The following is a 16,405-nucleotide window of genomic DNA, read 5'->3' on the forward strand; positions in this document are numbered from 1 at the left end:
ACCCGCACCGAGGGGTGCACACTCGGGCATCGCCCCCTCCCGCCCGTTTGGGACACACGGTGCCAACTGGCAGACGGGCACCGTGCATGGGCCGTCAGGCCCGTTCCCAGCTTTCGACGATATCACAGCCCGCTTCGCGCAAGATGACGGAAACGGGGCATTTTTCGGCCACCGTATCGCGCAGTTGGGCGATCTGTTCGTCGGTGGCGTCGGTCGTCAGGATCACCCGCAACTCGATCTTGGGAAAGGGTTTGCGCACCTCGGCCTTGCCGAAGACGCCGCGGGTATCGAAGTGGCCGGTCAGCTCGAACTGCATGTCGGTCAGCTTGATCTTCATCAGACCGGCGACGTAGCTGGTGATGACATTGGTGCAGCCCAGGAACGACGACAGCATCGTTTCCAGCGGGGTGGCATGCAGATCGGTGCCCCCCCTTTCCTTGGGCTCATCGGTGATGACCTGGTGGCCGCGTGCCGTGAGGACGGTCTTTGCCGCCGTCTCGGAGCCGCCGCCCACGTGGATCTTGAACAGGTCGGGCATGACATGCGCCATTGCGTGTCTCCTTGAAATCAGACGGTAAGGTAGCGTTTCACGAGGTCGGGATCGTCCCGCACCTCTTGCGGTTTGCCCTCGAATTTCACCTCGCCCTTTTCCAGGATGTAGACCCGGTCCGAGAGCGACAGGACGAATTCGAGGTTCTGTTCGGCCAGGACCAGCGACAGCCCCCCCGCCTTGAGCGAGGCAATCTGGTCGCGCAGCTTGTCGACGACCAGCGGGGCCAGCCCCTCGGACGGCTCGTCCAGCAGCAGGATGTCGGGGTTGCCCATGAGCGACCGCGCGATGGTCAGCATCTGTTGCTGCCCGCCGGACAGATAACCGCCCTTGCGCTCCTTGAAGGTCTCCAACTCCGGGAAGAGGGCATAGACCTTGGCCTCGTCCCATTCGTCGGCCTTGCCGCGCGACCGGCGTGCGATGTCGAGGTTTTCCCAAACCGTGAGTTCGGGAAAGACGCGGCGGTCTTCGGGGACGAACCCGATGCCGAGGCGGGCGATATCGTAGGTTTCCATCCCCAGGGTTTCCTGCCCCTTCCACTTGACCGACCCGGAATGCGGCGGCGTCAGCCCGTTGATGGACCGCATGGTGGTGGATTTGCCCACGCCGTTGCGGCCCAGCAGGCCCACGCATTCGCCGTCTTCGACCCTGATCGAGATGCCGAAAAGGACTTCGGAAATGCCGTAGGCAGTGTGGATTCCTGATACGTCAAGCAGCGTCATCGGCGTGCCCCCCCAGATAGATCCGGCGGACCTCTGCGTTGTTGCGCACCTCTTCGGGGCTGCCGGTTGCGATCAGCTCTCCGTGGTGCAGGACGGACATGCGGTCGGCGATGGCAAAGACCACCTGCATGTCGTGTTCGGTGAACAGAAGCGTCAGCTTGCGGCGCGAGGCGATGTCCCCGATCAGCTTGATCGATTCCAGCGTTTCCTGCGGCGACATGCCCGCCGTCGGCTCGTCCAGCAGCAGCAGGTCCGGCTCGGACGACAGGGCGATGGCCAGTTCCAGCTGCTTCTGCTTGCCGTAGGACATGAGGCCGGCGGTGGTGTCCGCCTCTTCGGTCAGGCGCACGAGATCCAGCATGCGGGCGGTTTCCTCGCGGAACAGGGTCGCCCCCGGAGACCACAGGTTGAACATCAGGTTCTTGTCCGCAATCAACGCGACCTGCACGTTTTCGAACACCGACAGCTTGGGATAGATGTTGATGCGCTGAAACGACCGCGCGATCCCCATCTTGACGATCCGACTGGGGGATTTGCCCGTGATCAGCTCGCCCTTGTAGTGGACCTTGCCCGCAGTGGGCATCAACTGCCCGGTGATCGAGTTGAAGAAGGTCGTCTTGCCCGCCCCGTTGGGGCCGAGGATCGCGTGTTTCTCGCCCTCCTCCAGGTCCAGGTGAATGCCGTTGAGCGCCTGGAACCCGGAGAAATTCATGCCGAGGTCTTTGATCGACAACATGCTCATTTCTTCTTCTCCGCGCGCTTGGTGGTGACGCCCATGATCCCGTCGGGCATGAAGAACAGCACCAGCAAAAGGATGATCCCCAGAACGGTCGGCCAGTAGATCGTGATTTCGGTGATGAAGCGGTCCAGAAGGATCAGCACCGCCGCCCCCACCGCCGGGCCGACAAAGGACCCGAAGCCGCCAAGGATGGTCATGATCATCACTTCGGCCGATTGCGTCCACCAGGCGGATTCCACGAACACCGCGTGGTTGAACATGGTGAACAGCGCCCCGGCCAGTCCGGCAAAGGTCCCCGCCAGAACAAAGGCGACCAATTGGATGCGCCGCACATCGACGCCGATGAATTCGGCCCGGTTGCGGTTTTCGCGGGTCGCGACCAGCGTGAAGCCATAGGCCGAGTTCACGATCCGCCACATGACCCAGGCGCACAGGCCCAGCATGAACAACGTGAAGTAGAAGAACCGCACGGGTTCATCCAGCCAGGTCGGCACGGCCACGCCAATGAACCCGGTGTCGCCATTGGTCACCGCGACCCATTTGAACGCCACGGCCCAGACCAGCATCCCGAAAGCCAGCGTCAGCATCGAGAAGTAGATTTCTGTCAGCTTGACGCAGAAATAGCCGATCACGAGGGCACAGACGCCCGACAGCAGGACCGAGGCCGGGAAGGCCAGGATGAAGGGCCAACCCAGCGTGGTCAGCAAGACCGCGCAGGCATAGGCCCCGATCGCGAAGTAGGCGGCATGGCCGAAAGAGATCAGGCCGCCATAGCCCAGCAGGATATTGAAGCTGAGCGCGAAGAGCGCGAAAATCATGATCTCGGTCGTCAGGTAGACCAGGAACAGACCGCCAAACAGGGGCACCAGCGCCAGCGCGGCTGCGACCGCGGCCAGAATGATAAGGTTACGTTTCGTGATCATGTCACTTCGCCTCCGGCTTGCCGAGAATGCCCCAGGGGCGGACCATCAGAACGACGACCATCACCAGGTAGACCAGCACGATTTCGAAGTCGGGCAGCAGCATCACTCCGAAGGAGTTCAGCAGCCCGAGGATGAGGGCACCGAGGAAGGCACCGCCGAGGCTGCCCAGACCGCCGATGATGACGATGATGAAGCACTGCACGATGATTTCCGCATCCATGCCCGCCGAGAGCGAGATGGCCGGTGCCGCAAGCGCCCCGCCGAAGCCCGCAAGGGCCGATCCGGCGACGAAGACCAGCAGATAGATGCGGCCCACATTGATCCCGAGGCTTTCGAGCATCTCACGATCCTGCGTCGCGGCGCGCACGAAACGGCCTGCGCGGGTGCGGTTGACGAAATACCACATGGTCAGGGCCACAACGACGCCGATGACGCACAGCAGAAGGCGATAGGTGGGATACCAGGCAATCCCCAGATCGGTGGCCCCGGTAAAGCCGGGCGGCAACGATACCGACAGAACCTGCGTGCCCCAGGTGACCTTGACCAGGTCCCCGATGATCATCACCAGCGCGAAGGTAAACAGCAGCTGATAGAGATGGTCGCGGTCATAGAGATGGCGCAGCATCGTGCGCTCTACCCCGTAGGCAAAGACGGCCAGCGCCGCAGCCGAGCCGAGCACCGCGAACCAGAAGCCGCCCGGAAAGCCCGAAAGCCAGCCCACCAGCGAAAAGCAGACGTAGCCGCCCAGCATGTAGAACGCGCCATGGGCAAAGTTCAGCACGCGCAGCACGCCAAGGATAAGTGTCAGTCCGGCTGCAATGATGAACAGGCTCATCCCGAGGGAGACGCCGTTGAGCAGCTGGATGAAGAGAAGCATTGGATTGTTGAACATTCACCTGGTCCCGTGTTTCCAAAAAAGTCGGCCGACCGGGGAACGCGCCCGGAGCAGATGCCCCGGACGCACGGCCGGCCGAAGGGAGGAACAGTCAGTCCATGATGTCGTCGGCGGGGATGTACTCGACCGGGTCCATGCGCCGGTACGGGTAGGCCGCATCGCTCGACTGGACCATCTTGCCCCAGAACTGGCCACGGTTGGCCTGGTGATCAGAGGCGCGCATGTGCTGCGGCCCGATCGGGGTGTCGATGGTCAGCCCTTCGAGGGCTGCAATCACGGCGTCCGTCTCGTCGGTGCCCGCCTTGGCGATGGCCTCGGTCAGGAACTTGGCCGAGACATAGCCGGTCACCGGCCAGGACGGGGCGTGATCGACGCCCAGGCGTTCGTTCACGGCGGCGGTGAATTCCAGGTGCTCGGGCGTTTCCGGGAAATAGAACACCTCGTAGGAGTTGGCCCAGATGCCTTCGGGCATGTCGGCACCCATCTGCTCGGCGATTTCGGGCGAACCGACTTCACCGGCGGTGATGTATTCGACCTGCTGGAAGAAACCGAAGGGTGCCGCCTGCTTGGCGAAGGCCGGGAACAGGCCGCCCCAGATGCCCGAGAACACGCCGTCACAGCCGGCGGCCATCAGGTTGGTGATATGCGCCGTATAGTCGGTCGTGCCGTTCTTGGGCCATTCCTGGGCGACGATTTCCGCACCCGGACGGATCTGGGCGATATGGGCCGAGAACGCCTCGTCCAGGGAGTGGCCGTAGGAATAATCCATCAGGATCGTGCAGATCCGGTCCAGACCCAGACGGTCGGCCAGGATCGCGGCGGACTTACCTTCGGTGTTGGTGTTGGCCGCGGCGCGGAACACGTACTTGTGGAAGTTCTCGGCGTTGGTGATCTGCGTCGTCTTGGGAATGGCGGCGATGTAGATCGTCTCTTCCTGCTTGGCGACGGCGGAAATCGCCTGTCCCTCGGACGAGCTGACGCCGCCGATCAGGAAGTCGACCTCTTCGCGGGCGATCAATTCGCGCGCCATGGCGGTCGCCTCGGAGGGGTCGCATTTGGAATCGCGGTGCACCAGCACGACCGGCTTGCCGTTCAGGCCGCCATTGGCATTGATGCCTTCGACCAGCATTTCGGTGCCTTCCAGAGCGAAACTGCCAAAGATCTGGCAGGGGCCCGACGTCGGATAGAGCAGGCCGATGCGGACCTCGCTGTCGTCGGCCATCGCGAACGTCGGGACCAGCGCGGTGGTCGTCAGCGCGGCAACCGCACCGAGGGTGGTAAGTTTCTTAGACATTTCATGTCCTCCCATGGGTTTGTGTATCGGGCTCCGGCGGGTCCTCCTCCGCCGGTCCGATCAGAACAGCGGCAGCCCCGCCGTCCTGGTCTTCGTCCGGTAGAGCGAGGTGGATGACGTGAAGAACATCTCCTTCAGGTCGTCGCCGCCCCAGGCGAAATTCGCGGTGAACTCTTCCATCTCGATCACGCCGAGACAGGTCTTGTCGGGGGTGACCACATGCACCCCGCCCGGCCCCGTGCAGTAGAGATTGCCGGCGCTGTCGATCTTCATGCCGTCGGGATGCCCGGGCTTGTCGCCGGTCAGTTCCGTCCAGACGTCGCCGCCCGTGACACCGCCATCTGCGGCCACGTCGAAGCAGCGGATGTGCTTGTGCTCGGTGTCGTTGACGAACAGCCTGGAGTGGTCGAGCGAGAAGCAAAGACCATTCGGCTGCCCGAAATCATCGGCCAGGCAGGTCAGCGTTTCGCCGTCCGGGGTCACGACATAGACGCCCTGGTAATCCAGCTCGCAGTCCCGTTCGACCCCGTAGTAATCAAGCCGTCCGTAGGTCGGATCGGTGAAATAGATCAACCCGTCGCGCCGCACGACGATGTCGTTGGGGCTGTTCAGCTCCTTGCCGTTGTAGTGGCTGGCCAGCACGGTGATCGTGCCGTCCTGTTCGGTCCGGGTCACACGGCTGGTGGCGTGTTCGCAGGTCACCATGCGGCCCTGCGCATCGTAGGTATTGCCGTTGGCCATGTCGGACGGCTTGCGGAATGTCTCGATCCGGCCATCGGGGTGCCAGCGGCGGATGTGATTGCCGGGCATATCCGAAAAGGTCAGGTGCTTTTCGACCGGGTGCCAGATCGGACCTTCGGTGAAGTCGAAACCGGTGCCCAGCTTTTCCAGAACGCAATCGTCACCGATGACATCCCGAAACCGTTCGTCGCGGATTTCGACGCTCATGACTCGGCCCGAAGCTCTTTGACGCGGACGCCGCCGGCGAACCAGTCGGTCTCGGCGACCTCTTCGAAGACGACCCAGACGTTTTCCCTGGGGATGCCCGCCGCGTCGCTGATCGCATCGGTGACGGCGGTATTCACCTTGGCTTTGATGCCCTCGGGGTCATGGGCAATGACCTCCTTGACGATGCGAATGTTTACGAATGGCATCTCAGTTCTCTCCCTTGTCTCGCACCTGGTCCGCCATGGCGGGGCCGGGTGGTTGATCGAAGGCTAGGCGAGCGGTGCGGCCACGTATCCGTGACAATGCGCAAAGCCTGAGCGGTGCCCCGCATTAACCTTGCGGGTTCCCGCAAGGCTTTGTCGTAAAATGATTATACCGCTGTCTGTCGCCCCATCCAGCTTTGCAGACGCTCCTCCTCCTGCTTGATGGCGTTGGTATTGAGCAGTCCGCGCGACAGCGCGATGGACAACGCGCGGGTGCGCGAGTTGTAGCTGGGCCCCCACGCATGACGGGGGATATCGCCCTTATCGAGGCCGAGTTTCAGGTATAGCTGCTGAAGCCTGCTTTGCGCCCCGCGCAGCGACACGTTGCGGCGCGCAGCGATAGCCTTGTCGGTCAGGCCAAGGCTGAGATCGATCAGCGCCTCATATTCCATATCCGTCAGCGAGGTGACGCGGTCGCTGGCGCGTTGCTGCACGCCGCGGACTTCGCGGTCGATGACGCATTGGTCGGACAGGAACACGCCCTGGATCGCCAGTTTCAGCCGGTCTTCGGGCGCGGATTTCAACACGTAGCCATAGACGCTGTCGATCGGGACGATCTTGGTGATGCCCCGGATATAGGCCTCTTCGGCGTAGTTCGACCAGAACAGGATGCGGGTTTTCGGGCTGCGCGACCAGATCGCCTTGGCGGCGTCGACCCCGGTCACATGGGGCATCTGCAAATCAAGGATGACCGAATCGAACGGATCCTGGGAGAAAAGCTCCAACGCGCGGGCCCCGTCCGCTGCCTCTTCCAACTGGGTCAGGTCCGGCAGGACGCCCTTTGTCACGGTCTTGAGAAAGGACCGGTGCAGACTGTCGTCTTCAGCGATGAGCAGGCGCATGGCGGGTGTCTCCGGTCAGGGGGGCGGCGGCGAGACTGGGCTCGACCGCGGCCGCATAGGGCATAAGGATGCGCAGGATGGTGCCGGATTCCGGGCTGCGCGACTGGATCGTCACATCGGCCGAGATCAGGCTGGCGCGGGTCCGGATCGTGCCGATGCCACTGGCCGATTGCAGGTCGTCATCGCTGATCCCGCTGCCGTTGTCGGTGATCGTGATCTGCAGCCAAAGCGGATTGCTGTCGATGTCGATGTCGATGCAACTGGCACCGCTGTGCTTGAAGGCGTTGTTCACGCCTTCCTGCACGATACGGAAAACCGCGGTGCGCACGGTGTCGGGCAGGCTGTCGATCTGGCCGTCGGTCCGATCGGTCACCCGAGTTCTGAAGCGGCGGGCCATGTTGGCGAGGGCCCGTTGCAGATGCGCCTCCACCGCTTCGGTGAAGCCGAACAGCTGCAGCACGCCGGGGCGCATATCCTCCACGATGTGCCGCACGTCGTCGAGCGAGGTCTCCAACTCCGCTTCGATGGCCCGCAGCTCATCCTCGCTGCCCTCAGGCAGGGTCGCGGCGATGCGCGACAGGCGGCGTTTGATCCGGGCCAGGTCGGCCAGCGTCTGATCGTGCAGATCCATCCCCAGACGCTGCCGCTCCCGCTCCATGCCTTCGGTCAGGCGCAGGGCCCCAAGGCGAAGCGCCTCTTCGCGGCCCCGCGCCTCGCTTTCGGCGACGGCGGCGTCGCGCGCCTCCTTGCCGCGTTCCAGCGCGAACAGATAGGCGGAGACAAGGTCGGCGGCCCCCTGAGCGAGCACAACCAGATCCTGATCGTAAACGCCGATCTGGTGGCTGGAAATCGCCATGGAACCGGTGATTTCCCCCTGCACGCGCAGGGGAACGACGATCCGGCTGTGCAGATTGGCATCGAACAGCGGTTTGCTGTCGGAACCGGGAAAGTGGAATCGCGCGTCGGTCCAGGCGTCGTCGGTCAACATGAAGGGCAGATCGCCACGCAGGACGGCCCGGATCGGGCTGCGTTCGGTGGCGATGGAGGGGCTGTCCTCACGGCTCCAGTTGGTGTGCAGACGCGCCTCGTAGCAGATCTGCGTCCCGGAGGGGTGCAACAGGACAATGTCGAGGTGATCATGCGAGATCAGACCGCGCAGGCGGGCGGCGAAGTTTTCCAGCACGAGCTCATAGTCGGTCGGACCGGCAATCGCGCGGGCGATCGACAGGAAACAGGTCAGTGTTTCGTCGGGGCTGGGCATCGGGGTACGATAGGCTCCTGCGGGGTTGGGCGGTGTCTTTCTCTCTGTCTTGTCCACGTGCCACCCCTGCCTTCGAAGTAAGGGGACATTGCTAACCCCCTGACCACAGGGGCCGAAGCGGGAAACACGCAGATCATCTGCGGGAACCCGCAAGACGGGGTCCCGCAGGGTTTCTCATGCCGGGGCGACTTCGCCGCGGGCGGGGTAGTTGGCGGCCATGGCACCATCGACCGCCGTCAGCAGATCCTTGAAGCTGGGCCGCACGAACGGCATCGACTGGATCGACACATAGTAGAGCGCGCGGTTCGGCTGCACGAGGAAAATTCCCGGTTCTGCGAAGAGCGCCGGTTCTTCTATCCCGAGCGAGGATTTGCCCCGCGAGGTCGAAACATACAGGCCCCAGTCCCGCGCCTCTTCGATGGACAGGCCATAGCCCAGCCGCAGGCTGTTGCGCCCGATCTTGTCGGCCATGGCCTCGGCCCGGTCCTGCGGGTCGGTGGACAGCGCGACGGTGCCGATGCCGCGTTCGGCATAGTCGGGGGTCAGACGCTCCAACTCCTTGAGGTAGGTGGCGCAGAGCGGACAGTGCAGGCCGCGATAGACGCAGACCAGGGTGCCTCGGGCGTTCTGCTCCTGCGACAGGGTAAAGGACCCGCCCCCCACGAGGGAAACGGTCAGGTCAGGTGTCTGCTTGCGGGGTAGGATCATCTTTGTCTCCGGTATGGGGGCTTTGTGCCTCAGGCGGATTGGCTGAGGGCAACATCGGGGCGGATTTCGCCGCGTTTGATCATCGCCTCGACCTGCAAGGCCGTATGGGCCGAGGTGTCGAAGGTTGTTTCCAGCGCCGCCATCGCGGCGGCTTCGTCGCCTGCGGCAATCGCCTCGGCCAGGGCCGAGTGGGTGGCGACCGCCTCTCCGGGGCCGCGCCCCTTCTTGATGGCGAACAGGTATCCGATCCGGCGCGAGATCGCGTGCAACGGGAACACCATCTTGCAGGCAATGTCATGACGCGCGGCCTGCGCCACCTGTCCGTTCAATTCCCGGTCGAGACGCATGAATTCAAAGGTATCGCCGGTCTCGGCCGTTGCCTGCATCCGTTCGGACAAATCGCGGAAGCGCCATTTCTGGACCTCCTCGGCGTATTGCACGGCGCGCGCGGTCAGGAACGGCTCCAACCGGCGACGCACGTCCAGGGTCATAAGCGCGCGCTGCGCGTCGACAGGTTCGATCAGGACGCCGCGCCGGGGGATGACCGAGACGATCAGGTCCCTTTCCAGCTTTTGCACGGCTTCGCGCACCGGGGTGCGCCCGAAACCGCTGATTGTGCACAGCTCCTGCTCGGTCACCATCTGTCCCGCCCCGATCTGGAGCGTGACGATCTTTTCCTCCAGCTCCTTGTAGGCGCTGTCGGAGTGTTTGCCCGTCCCCGCGCTCATGCGGCCGGTGCCCGGCGTTTGCGCACCGCGCCCCAGATCAGCGGCACGACGACCAATGACAGGGTTACGGCCCCCAGTGATCCAGCCAGCGGGCGAGAGAAGAATTCCATGTAGTTCCCCTGTGCTTTGGCCAAGGACGTCAGAAAGGTCGATTCCAGGATCGGCCCAAGAACAACGCCCAGAATGGCGGGCGCAAGGGGGATGCCGTTTTCTTCCATGTAGAAGCCCAGCAAACCCGCCCCCAGCATCACCAGGACGGCAAAGGTGGTGTTTTCAACCGCAAAGGCACCAACGATGCAGGCCAGGACAACCAGCGACATCACCACACCCGGCGGGGCCGACAGGATCCGGCGGAACAGCGCGATGGCCCCGAAGCCGAAGGGCACCATGATGATATTGGCCAGAAGAAACGCGAAGAAGATCGCATAAAGCAGCGTCGGCTGCATGATGAAGACGGTTGGCCCGGGGTTCAGCCCCTTCATGTAGAGCACACCGATGATCACCGCCGTCAGGCTGTCGCCGGGAATGCCGAAGACCGTCGCGGGGATCAGTGCACCACCGACAGAGGCGTTGTTGGCCGCCGTCGCAGGCGCGATGCCATCCACCGTGCCGGTGCCGAATTTCGAGCCGTTGGGCGACAGTTTGCGTGCTACCGCATAGGAGATATAGGCCGCGATATCGGCCCCCGCCCCGGGGATCGCGCCGACGATCGCGCCGATGCCGGCCCCGCGTCCGATGGACCATTTCAGCCGCCGAACGTGCCCCCAGATGCCCCGGAACATCGAGCCGACCTTCATCGGCAACATTTCAGGGCGGCCAACCGGTTCGATGCCGTATCGCAGCGCCTCGGACACCGCGAACAGACCGATGAGCACCGGAATGAAGCCCAGCCCCCCGATCAGGTCGGACGAGCCGAAGGTAAACCTTTGCTGCCCCATGACCGGGTCCAACCCGACCATCCCGATGCTGAGCCCGATAAAGAGCGCGATGGCCCCCTTGGCCGGATGGGCGTCCGTCGCGGCAATGGCCGCGACCAGCCCCAGGCAAGCCAGCCAGAAATACTCGAAGCTGGAGAATTTGAGCGCGACCTCGGCCAGCGCGGGGGCCGCGATCAACAGCAGCAGCGCGCCGAACACCCCGCCAATGGCAGATGCAATCAGCCCCATGCCCAGCGCCGTTTCGGCATCGCCGCGCCGCGCCATCTGATAGCTTTCGTCGGCATAGGCGGCAGAGGCGGGCGTGCCCGGCATCCGCAACAAGGCACCAGGAATGTCACCCGCAAAGATCGCCATCGCGGCCAGCGTGACCACCCCGGCCAGCGCAGGCACCGGATCCATGAAATAGGTGACCGGCACCAGCAGGGCCACGGCCATGGTCGCGGTGAAGCCCGGGATCGCGCCGACGGTCAACCCGTAGACCGCACAGGCCAGCATCACCAGAATCGTCTGCGGATCGAACAGCAGGGCGAGCGCGTCGAGCATTACCATGTCAGGACCCCCGACCACGGCTTCAACGGGCCCCAGGGCAGTGGCGCGGACATGATCTGATAGAAGAAGCTGTGAAAGACGAAAGTGCCCACAACGGCGATCACGGCGGCGCGGATCGGCTTGCGCTCGAACCACCAGACCATCGCGAACAATAGAATCGGAGCGGTCAGAAGAAAGCCCAGCGTGTCGACCAGCAGGACGTAGGCCAGCACCGTCCCCAGAACGACGGCAAAACCGATCAGGCTTTGACGACCGCGCCCGCGAAAGGCAATCAGCCCCGCGACCGCCCCACCGCCGGACAGGATACGCCGCCCGATCAGCGTGCCGCCTGCCAGGATCAACCCCCAGCCGACCAGCATCGGAAAGAAGCCCGGACCGTAGTCGATATGGGCCATGTCCGGCAGGGTCCGCGCATAAAGCACCATGCCCACGCCCCCCAGAACGGCCAGAAGCCCGTTGACCCCATCGTCGAATTTCATGATCCGCCTCCCGCAGAAATGAGGCGCGCGCGGGGGATGCCCCCGCGCGCGCCCAGAGCCTTACAGACCGAGGATACCCACGATCTCGCGCACCGAGTCCTCTTCGCCGCGCATGAAGGCCTCGAAGTCGGCGGCCGGTTTCCATTCGATGCCAAAGCCGCGACCCGTCATCTGCTCGCGCCAGCTGTCATCGGCGACGATTTCCTGCATCGCGGCCTCCAACTGAGCGGCGATATCGGCGTCCAGACCGGCAGGGGCCACCACGCCGCGCCAGGCGCCCAGCGCGTTGTCGAGGCCGGTTTCTTCCTTCAACGTCGGAATGTCGGGGAAGGCGGCCAGACGCTCGGCCCCGAAGACGGCCAGGCCCTTGACGCGACCGGCGTCGATCAGCGGCCCGGCTTCGGGCACCGAAGACGGCACCACATCGAAGCCACCGGCAACCATGTCCTGCAACGCCCCCGCAGCCCCCTGCCCGGCAATCATGCGCACCTGGGTCATGTCGACATCCCAGGCATTCAGCAGCGTCGCCAGCGCGATCGGCCAGGAGCCACCGCACCCGCCGCCGCAAGAGATGGAATAATCTGCGGGCGCCGCCTTGATCGCGTCCAGGGCTTCGGTGATCGACCCCCAGTCGTTGTCGGCGCTGACGTGGAAGCCGGCAGGGTCGAAGTTGTATTGCGCGATCGGCGTGAAGTCATCGACGTTGAAATCGGCCTGCCCCATCGGCTTGTAGTGACCGAAGTTGTAGATCACCCCGATGGTGTAGCCGTCGGCCTCTGCCTCCTTGATGGAGGTGATGCCGACGACGCCGCCGCCCTGGCCTTGGTTCACGACATTGAACGGCACGCCAAACCTGGCCTGCAGACGCTCCGCGAGCATCCGTGCGGTTGAATCGGTGCCCCCTCCGGCACCGGCCGGCACGATGATGGACACGGGACGTTCCGGCCAGTCGGCCAAGGCCATGCCGGGGGCGATAGCGGCAACGAGCGCGCCGAAAAGCAACGGGAATTTAACCATGATTTCCTCCTCTGATCCTGTGATATATTACGATATACCAAACCCGATCAGTCAAGACCGGAGCTGCGCCGCAGGTGCAAAGGCGCATTGTGGCAGCAGTTTTTCAGTCGCCCGATTCGTGAGCATTCATCTGAAAGCATGAGCAATTCGCGGCTCACCTTCGACGAGCAGACAGGCGCGAAAGCGGGTCGTGGATATGGCCCTGTGTGCACAAACAGGTAGGTTTGCCCCCGCCCCTTTGCAGTTGCAGCATGCCGAGGTGGCCCGAGCGGGCCGTTGCGGTGACCGGTGATTCGCCTCTCCGGTGTTGGATGATTGTGGCCTGCCCCGCCCCCCGCTAAGCAGGGGCATGATCGCGCTTCTCTCGTCGACGTTTACCCTGTTTGACCTTGCCGCCCTGCTCCTGCTCGGGGCGGGCTGGTGGGGCAGCGGCCATCTGATCGAACATCCGCCCGCCAACCGCAGCTCGGTCACAGTCCTGATGCGGGCCTATCGACGGGACTGGATGACCGAAATGCTGACCCGGCAGCCGCGCATTTTCGACGCAGCGATCCTGTCCAGCCTGCGGCAGGGCACCACCTTTATGACGTCTGCCTCGATCATTGCGGTGGGCGGGGTTCTGGCGCTGGCGGGAAATGTGGATCGGCTGGACAGTTTCGTCATGGGCGTGGGTGTACAGGGACATTCGCCCGTTTTCTGGCAGGCCAAGCTGGGCGTCGTGATCATTCTGCTGACGCATTCGGTGTTCAAGTTTATCTGGTCGAACCGCCTGTTCGGCTATTGCGCGATCGTCATGGCCTCGGTCCCGAATGACCCGGACGATCCGAAATGCATCCCGCGCGCGTCCAAGGCCGCCGAAATCAACTTCCGCGCCGCGCTGAATTTCAACCGGGGGCTGAGATCGATCTATTTCGCCTTTGCCGCGCTTGGCTGGATCTTGGGGCCCTGGGGCCTGTTGATCGGAACGGCGATCACCACCCGCGTCGTGCTGTCACGGGAATTTGCATCGACGTCGCGGGGGGTTCTGGTGGATGACTGAGGCATGAAAAGATTGCTTCTGCCCCTCATATTCCTGGCTGCCCCCGCCCTGGCCGATGCGCCGGTGGTCGAAGACGCGGTCGCCACACAAACCGCAAGCGGCTGGTCGTTCAGCGTGACAGTCAGGCATCCAGACACCGGATGGGATCACTATGCCGATGGCTGGGCCATCCTGGCACCCGATGGGACGGAACTGGGCTATCGCAAGCTACATCACCCCCACGAGACAGAGCAGCCGTTCACCCGGTCGCTGGGCGGCGTGACACTCCCGGCGGGGATCGAGACGGTGACGATTCGCGCCCATGACAGCGTCCATGGCTGGGGCGAAGGCTACAGTCTGGATCTGCCCTGACACTCTGTCAGTAGAGGCGCGTCGCCTCGTCTTCGCTGTGGATCTTCTGCACTTGATGAAGGCTCTGGTCGGTCTCCACCACGGATTTCACCCATTCCGCCAGCGTCGGCGCGCCTCCGGCCAGGGTCCAACTTTCTGGGTGCCAGAGACGGGAACGGACGTAGGCCTTGGCGCAATGCATGAAAACCTGCGTGACGTGAACGACCAGGACCAGATCCGGCAGACGCCCGTTGATCGCGAAGGGTGCGCGCAAGGCGTCGTCTGCCGCGATACGCCCCGTGCCCGCAATGCGCAGGGTATCCTTGTGACCTGGGATCGTGAACAGCAGGCCAAGTTGCGGATTGGTCAGCAGATTCTCGAAGCTGTCGAGGCGGTGATTGCCCAGCCGGTCCGGGATCAGAAGGGTGCGATCGTCGTGGACTGTGACAAAGCCCGGCGCATCGCCCCGTGGGGACACGTCGTGCCGCCCATCGGCCGCAGATGTCGACAGGACACAGAAGGGCGACCTGGCAATGAAGGCCCGCGCGACCTCGTTGACGTGGTCGGCGTCCTTGCGGCTGGCGTTGCCGGTCCAGCGCGGCAGGACGGCGCGCAGCTCGGGCTCGGTTCTGATCGGATTGGAAATGTTAACTGCCATGATGCCCCCCCTGGATGGCTTCGGGGCAGCATGGCACGGGGACGGCGGGGCCCCCTAAAAGAAAAAGGACGCGCCGTTCCCGGCACGCCCCTGCATCACTTGGTGCGCCCGAAGGCGCGGCCGGCCTCAGGCCAGGGCCAGATTCGTCGCGCTCTCGCGGCCGTCACGGCCGGGCTCGATGTCGAAGGTCACTTTCTGGTTGTCGGCCAGACCGGTCAGACCGGCGCGCTCGACTGCAGAAATGTGCACGAAGACGTCCTTGGACGCCCCATCGGGTGCGATAAAGCCGAAGCCTTTAGTTTCGTTGAACCATTTGACGGTGCCAGTAGCCATCGTCTGTCTCCTATAATACTGCCCACGGGATGCGGCAGGTCGGCTTAGTCAGGGCTAGATCGGGTGACTGAATCCGGAAGGAGCGGTCGCGATAGAGATAACGTAGCAAGCACCACGTCGGGCTTTTGCGACTCAAATACAAGGGGAAACTCATTATATTTCGATGACAGCAGGAAGCTGCCTACGATTCAATCACGCGGAATGGGCCCCGTCTGCCAGGGTTTTCACATAGGCCAGAACGTCGGCCACGCTGTCGCCCTTGGCAATCCGGTCCACAATCGCCGAACCGACGACACAACCATCGGCCACGGCGGCGATGTCGCGCGACGCGTCGGGCGTCTTGATGCCGAAACCGACGATGACCGGCAGATCGGTCGAAGCTTTGATTCGGGCCACTTCGGGGCCGACCTTGTCAGCGCTGGCAGACCCCGACCCGGTGATTCCGGTGATCGAGACATAATAGACAAAGCCGGACGTGTTCTGCAGCACCTTTGGCAGACGCTTTGCATCGGTGGTTGGGGTGGCCAGACGAATGAAATTCAGACCCGCGGCCTGGGCGGGCAAGCACAGCTCTTCGTCTTCTTCGGGCGGCAGATCGACGATGATCAGACCGTCAACGCCCGCTTCCTTGGCCTGCGCCAGGAAGGTATCGACGCCGCGCGAATAGATCGGGTTGTAATAGCCCATCAGCACGACCGGCGTGGTGGTGTTTTCGGCGCGCAGCGCACGGACCGTGTCCAGCGTCGCATCCAGGGTCATCCCACCTTCCAGCGCGCGCTGACCGGCAAGCTGGATTGTGGGGCCATCGGCCATGGGATCGGTGAAGGGCAGGCCCAATTCGATGATGTCGACGCCAGCCGCGGGCAGCCCCTTGACCACCTCGGTGGCGGTGGGCGCATCGGGATCGCCTGCCATGACATAGGCCACGAAAGCCTTGCGGCCCTCAGATTTGAGGCGGGCGAAGGTATCGTCGATGCGGGTCATGGGCCCCTCCTTGATCTTGGCGACCGGAGTGCGACACCCGGACGGGAAGGTCAATCGCTTGCACCCCCGAGAGGACAGGTTGGTCACCGATTGGGGTCAGAAGCGGCCCGAGTGCCGCCCCCCCATGCAGGGGGCGGATACCAGGGCACGGCCAATTGGTTGCAGACGAAGTAGACAAGGCAGGCCCCGTTCAATTCTCTGCGTC

20 protein-coding genes are annotated in these 16,405 nt (G+C 63.6%); 2 read left to right on the forward strand and 18 right to left on the reverse strand.

The annotated features are described in order from the left end of the window. Nucleotides 1-94: 94 nt before the first annotated feature. The 15 genes from K3551_RS00830 to K3551_RS00900 form a co-directional block, all read right to left on the reverse strand. Nucleotides 95-550, reverse strand: coding sequence for an OsmC family protein (locus tag K3551_RS00830; RefSeq protein ID WP_259916831.1), 456 nt, complete (start codon nucleotides 548-550; stop codon nucleotides 95-97). Nucleotides 551-567: 17 nt separating this feature from the next. Beyond that, nucleotides 568-1,272, reverse strand: a complete 705-nt coding sequence (locus K3551_RS00835) for an ABC transporter ATP-binding protein (protein ID WP_259916832.1) — start codon at nucleotides 1,270-1,272, stop codon at nucleotides 568-570. Beyond that, nucleotides 1,259-2,008 carry an ABC transporter ATP-binding protein gene (locus K3551_RS00840; protein WP_259916834.1) on the reverse strand — a complete coding sequence of 250 codons (750 nt, stop codon included), beginning with the start codon at nucleotides 2,006-2,008 and terminating at the stop codon, nucleotides 1,259-1,261. The genes K3551_RS00835 and K3551_RS00840 overlap by 14 nt, the downstream gene beginning before the upstream one ends. Nucleotides 2,009-2,010: 2 nt before the next feature. After that, nucleotides 2,011-2,934, reverse strand: coding sequence for a branched-chain amino acid ABC transporter permease (locus tag K3551_RS00845; RefSeq protein WP_259916836.1), 924 nt, complete (start codon nucleotides 2,932-2,934; stop codon nucleotides 2,011-2,013). A gap of 1 nt (nucleotide 2,935) precedes the next feature. Then, a complete protein-coding gene (locus tag K3551_RS00850) occupies nucleotides 2,936-3,826 on the reverse strand; it encodes a branched-chain amino acid ABC transporter permease (RefSeq protein WP_259916837.1) in 891 nt (296 codons plus the stop codon). Between the two features lie 94 nt (nucleotides 3,827-3,920). Next, nucleotides 3,921-5,123: an ABC transporter substrate-binding protein gene (locus tag K3551_RS00855; RefSeq protein WP_259916839.1), complete on the reverse strand. Its 1,203-nt coding sequence runs from the start codon at nucleotides 5,121-5,123 to the stop codon at nucleotides 3,921-3,923. 60 nt (nucleotides 5,124-5,183) lie between these two features. Beyond that, nucleotides 5,184-6,071 (reverse strand): SMP-30/gluconolactonase/LRE family protein, encoded by an 888-nt coding sequence (locus tag K3551_RS00860; protein ID WP_259916841.1) that lies wholly within the window; start codon nucleotides 6,069-6,071, stop codon nucleotides 5,184-5,186. Continuing rightward, on the reverse strand, nucleotides 6,068-6,277 hold the full coding sequence (locus tag K3551_RS00865) for a 4-oxalocrotonate tautomerase family protein (RefSeq protein ID WP_259916844.1): 210 nt from the start codon (nucleotides 6,275-6,277) through the stop codon (nucleotides 6,068-6,070). Before K3551_RS00865 ends, K3551_RS00860 begins: the two co-directional genes overlap by 4 nt. A gap of 164 nt (nucleotides 6,278-6,441) precedes the next feature. Continuing rightward, nucleotides 6,442-7,176 carry a response regulator transcription factor gene (locus tag K3551_RS00870; RefSeq protein ID WP_259916847.1) on the reverse strand — a complete coding sequence of 245 codons (735 nt, stop codon included), beginning with the start codon at nucleotides 7,174-7,176 and terminating at the stop codon, nucleotides 6,442-6,444. Next, nucleotides 7,157-8,437, reverse strand: a complete 1,281-nt coding sequence (locus K3551_RS00875; protein ID WP_259916850.1) for a sensor histidine kinase — start codon at nucleotides 8,435-8,437, stop codon at nucleotides 7,157-7,159. Before K3551_RS00875 ends, K3551_RS00870 begins: the two co-directional genes overlap by 20 nt. A gap of 174 nt (nucleotides 8,438-8,611) precedes the next feature. After that, nucleotides 8,612-9,145 carry a peroxiredoxin-like family protein gene (locus K3551_RS00880; protein WP_259916852.1) on the reverse strand — a complete coding sequence of 178 codons (534 nt, stop codon included), beginning with the start codon at nucleotides 9,143-9,145 and terminating at the stop codon, nucleotides 8,612-8,614. Between the two features lie 29 nt (nucleotides 9,146-9,174). Beyond that, on the reverse strand, nucleotides 9,175-9,873 hold the full coding sequence (locus K3551_RS00885; protein WP_259916857.1) for a GntR family transcriptional regulator: 699 nt from the start codon (nucleotides 9,871-9,873) through the stop codon (nucleotides 9,175-9,177). Further along, complete coding sequence (locus tag K3551_RS00890) at nucleotides 9,870-11,360, reverse strand: tripartite tricarboxylate transporter permease (protein ID WP_259916860.1); 1,491 nt, start codon at nucleotides 11,358-11,360, stop codon at nucleotides 9,870-9,872. The genes K3551_RS00885 and K3551_RS00890 overlap by 4 nt, the downstream gene beginning before the upstream one ends. Continuing rightward, nucleotides 11,354-11,839 carry a tripartite tricarboxylate transporter TctB family protein gene (locus tag K3551_RS00895; protein ID WP_259916863.1) on the reverse strand — a complete coding sequence of 162 codons (486 nt, stop codon included), beginning with the start codon at nucleotides 11,837-11,839 and terminating at the stop codon, nucleotides 11,354-11,356. Before K3551_RS00895 ends, K3551_RS00890 begins: the two co-directional genes overlap by 7 nt. A gap of 60 nt (nucleotides 11,840-11,899) precedes the next feature. Further along, nucleotides 11,900-12,856: a tripartite tricarboxylate transporter substrate binding protein gene (locus K3551_RS00900; protein ID WP_259916866.1), complete on the reverse strand. Its 957-nt coding sequence runs from the start codon at nucleotides 12,854-12,856 to the stop codon at nucleotides 11,900-11,902. 349 nt (nucleotides 12,857-13,205) lie between these two features. Here K3551_RS00900 and K3551_RS00905 point away from each other — a divergent pair, with 349 nt between their 5' ends. Continuing rightward, nucleotides 13,206-13,895, forward strand: coding sequence for a DUF599 domain-containing protein (locus K3551_RS00905; protein ID WP_259916868.1), 690 nt, complete (start codon nucleotides 13,206-13,208; stop codon nucleotides 13,893-13,895). Nucleotides 13,896-13,898: 3 nt separating this feature from the next. Further along, entirely contained in the window at nucleotides 13,899-14,246 is a 348-nt protein-coding gene (locus tag K3551_RS00910) for a hypothetical protein (RefSeq protein WP_259916871.1), read from the forward strand. Nucleotides 14,247-14,253: 7 nt separating this feature from the next. On the opposite strand, the gene K3551_RS00915 is transcribed toward K3551_RS00910, so the two are convergent. The 3 genes from K3551_RS00915 to trpA all read right to left on the reverse strand — a co-directional run bounded on the left by K3551_RS00915 (nucleotide 14,254) and on the right by trpA (nucleotide 16,200). Beyond that, complete coding sequence (locus tag K3551_RS00915) at nucleotides 14,254-14,883, reverse strand: MSMEG_1061 family FMN-dependent PPOX-type flavoprotein (protein WP_259916873.1); 630 nt, start codon at nucleotides 14,881-14,883, stop codon at nucleotides 14,254-14,256. A gap of 126 nt (nucleotides 14,884-15,009) precedes the next feature. Beyond that, nucleotides 15,010-15,216 (reverse strand): cold-shock protein, encoded by a 207-nt coding sequence (locus K3551_RS00920; RefSeq protein WP_259916876.1) that lies wholly within the window; start codon nucleotides 15,214-15,216, stop codon nucleotides 15,010-15,012. A gap of 192 nt (nucleotides 15,217-15,408) precedes the next feature. Beyond that, the gene (gene trpA / locus K3551_RS00925) at nucleotides 15,409-16,200 is read right to left on the reverse strand and encodes a tryptophan synthase subunit alpha (RefSeq protein WP_259916879.1); all 792 of its coding nucleotides are present in this window, start codon (nucleotides 16,198-16,200) and stop codon (nucleotides 15,409-15,411) included. Nucleotides 16,201-16,405: the final 205 nt, after the last annotated feature.

Source organism: Jannaschia sp. M317, assembly GCF_025141175.1.
Taxonomy (GTDB): Bacteria; Pseudomonadota; Alphaproteobacteria; order Rhodobacterales; family Rhodobacteraceae; genus Jannaschia.